The organism is Prevotella sp. CAG:592, assembly GCF_000436015.1.
Classification (GTDB): domain Bacteria; phylum Bacteroidota; class Bacteroidia; order Bacteroidales; family Bacteroidaceae; genus Prevotella; species Prevotella pectinovora.
In genome coordinates, this window is sequence record NZ_FR892508.1 from 1 (window position 1) to 2,451 (window position 2,451).

Consider the following 2,451-nt stretch of genomic DNA (forward strand, 5'->3'; position numbering starts at 1 on the left):
ACCGCCACGCTGCTGGTAGCCGCCGTTGTCGCCGTCCAGGTTGTAGCGAGGACGATAGCCGCCCAGACCGCCACGCTGCTGATAGCCGCCGTTGTCGCCGCCCTGGTTGTAGCGAGGACGATAGCCGCCCTGACCGCCACGCTGCTGGTAGCCGCCGCCGTTGTTGTCGTGCTGCAAACCTGCACCGAAACCTTCCGGACGGAAGCCGCCGTCATTGTTGTTGTCATAGCTACGATTTGTGCTGTAGGCGCGCTGGGCTCCGCCGATACGAGGACGCATGGTACGTCCGCCGTTGCTGCGATAGCCTCCACCTTGATAATCATTCGAGCGATAGCCCTCGCGGCCACCCCCGTTACTCTGTGCGGATGTGTTCTCCGTCTTGTTGTCGAATTCTTCTGCCATAATAATTAATAGTTGTTTGTTGAAATAGCCTCACGGCTGTAAATAAAAAGATATTGTTTATAATCAGATGCCAGTGTATGAGTGTGGCGTGATTGCCATCAGCTCAGCCTTCACGGCATCACTGACATTAAGAGTCTTGATGAACTCATGGATTGTCTCCTCCGTCATTGTCTTGTTGGTACGGGTGAGGGCCTTGAGTGCCTCATAAGGATGTGGGTAAGCCTCGCGACGCAATACTGTCTGTATTGCCTCAGCCACCACGGCCCATGTGTTGTCGAGGTCTTCGCTTATCTTATGTTCGTTGAGGATGAGCTTGCGGAGTCCCTTGAGGGTGCTCTGCATTGCAATCATGCCGTGGCCCATCGGTACGCCTACGTTGCGGAGCACCGTAGAGTCGGTGAGGTCGCGCTGCAGACGGCTTACAGGGAGCTTCTGAGCCAGGAACTGGAGTATTGCGTTTGCCATTCCCATGTTGCCCTCGCTGTTCTCGAAGTCGATAGGGTTCACCTTGTGTGGCATAGCGCTTGAGCCTACTTCGCCTGCCTTTATCTTCTGCTTGAAGTATTCCATTGAGATATACATCCAGAAGTCGCGGTCGAGGTCGATGATTATAGTGTTGATACGGCGCAAAGCGTCGAACACGGCACCGAGGCAATCGTAGTTGCTGATCTGTGTGGTATACTGCTCACGCTCCAGACCGAGCTTTTCGCTTACGAACTTGTTGCCGAACTCGCGCCAGTCGTATTCCGGATAAGCCACGTGGTGGGCGTTGAAGTTTCCGGTAGCACCTCCGAACTTGGCTGTCATAGGACAAGCCTTGAGCATCTCCACCTGTTTGTCGAGACGATATGCGAAGACCATGATTTCCTTGCCCAGACGGGTTGGAGAAGCCGGCTGACCGTGGGTCTTGGCGAGCATAGGCACGTCTTTCCACTCCTCAGCATAGGTCTTCAGCTGCTCTGTCAGTTCCTCAATCTGCGGGATGTAGACCTCGTTGAGGGCATCCTTGATGGAGAGAGGCACGGATGTGTTGTTAATATCCTGCGATGTGAGTCCGAAGTGAATGAACTCCTTGTATTTCTCGAAATCTCCGAGTTTGTCGAGCTGTTCCTTGATATAATATTCCACGGCCTTCACGTCGTGGTTGGTTATCTTCTCGATATCCTTGACGCGCGATGCGCCCTCCTCGTCAAACTTGCGGTATATGTCGCGGAGGCTGTCGAAATGTTTGTGATCGAAGTCTGCCAGCTGTGGCAAAGGCAATTCGCAAAGCGTTATGAAATATTCGATTTCCACACGGATGCGGTATTTTATCAAAGCATACTCTGAGAAATAATCTGCCAATTTCTCTGTTTTTCCTCTATAGCGGCCGTCGATTGGTGATACGGCTGTCAATGCGTCAAGTGTCATAATTTAAAAAAGTAATACGTATTTGGCTGCAAATTTACTAATTAATATTTGTATTTCCTATCTATATGAGATAAATGTATCATAAAAATTGTTGCTTTCTTGGGTTTATTTGAAAAAAATGGCATTAGAACAAGAATAATGTTATGGTTTTCAATTCAATATTCAACATTCATTATTCAATATTCAACATTCAACATTCATTATTGACCGCTGGTAAGCTGATTGACCCCAATGGCAGTTTTTGAACGGAAGAGTAACCAGCATCTCATGCGACAATGATTCAAAATACGATAGTACAACAGCATATTACACGGAAAGGTAACCTGCATCTCCTATATTATTGGCATCAGCCCCCACCTAGCCTCCCCCGTAGGGGAGGGACAGATACTCCATATTGTCTGATATTCAATAGCTTACCACAATTAAAAGTAACCTGCATCTCCCCTACGGGGGAGAACGAGAGGGGGCTGATGCATCAATTCATAAATCATAATTATAGGATATGAAAAGATTGCAGAAATCAGCCCCCACCTGTCCTCCCCCGTTGGGGAGGGAATGGTTTGCTTGCAGCTGCCCCCTAAGAATCACCATGACACGAAGAGTAGTCTTTGAACCCAAATCGGTCATTAGGCCGTTTAT

The 2,451-nt window shown here is 49.1% G+C and carries 1 protein-coding gene and 1 pseudogene; both read right to left on the reverse strand.

Features of this window, described 5'->3' with window-relative positions; all coding sequences use genetic code 11:
- Positions 1 to 402, reverse strand: a pseudogene (locus QVO99_RS01650) (pseudouridine synthase); the annotation flags it as partial.
- A gap of 63 nt (positions 403 to 465) precedes the next feature.
- Positions 466 to 1,812: an adenylosuccinate lyase gene (gene purB / locus QVO99_RS01655; protein WP_022315848.1), complete on the reverse strand. Its 1,347-nt coding sequence runs from the start codon at positions 1,810 to 1,812 to the stop codon at positions 466 to 468.
- Positions 1,813 to 2,451 lie beyond the last annotated feature (639 nt).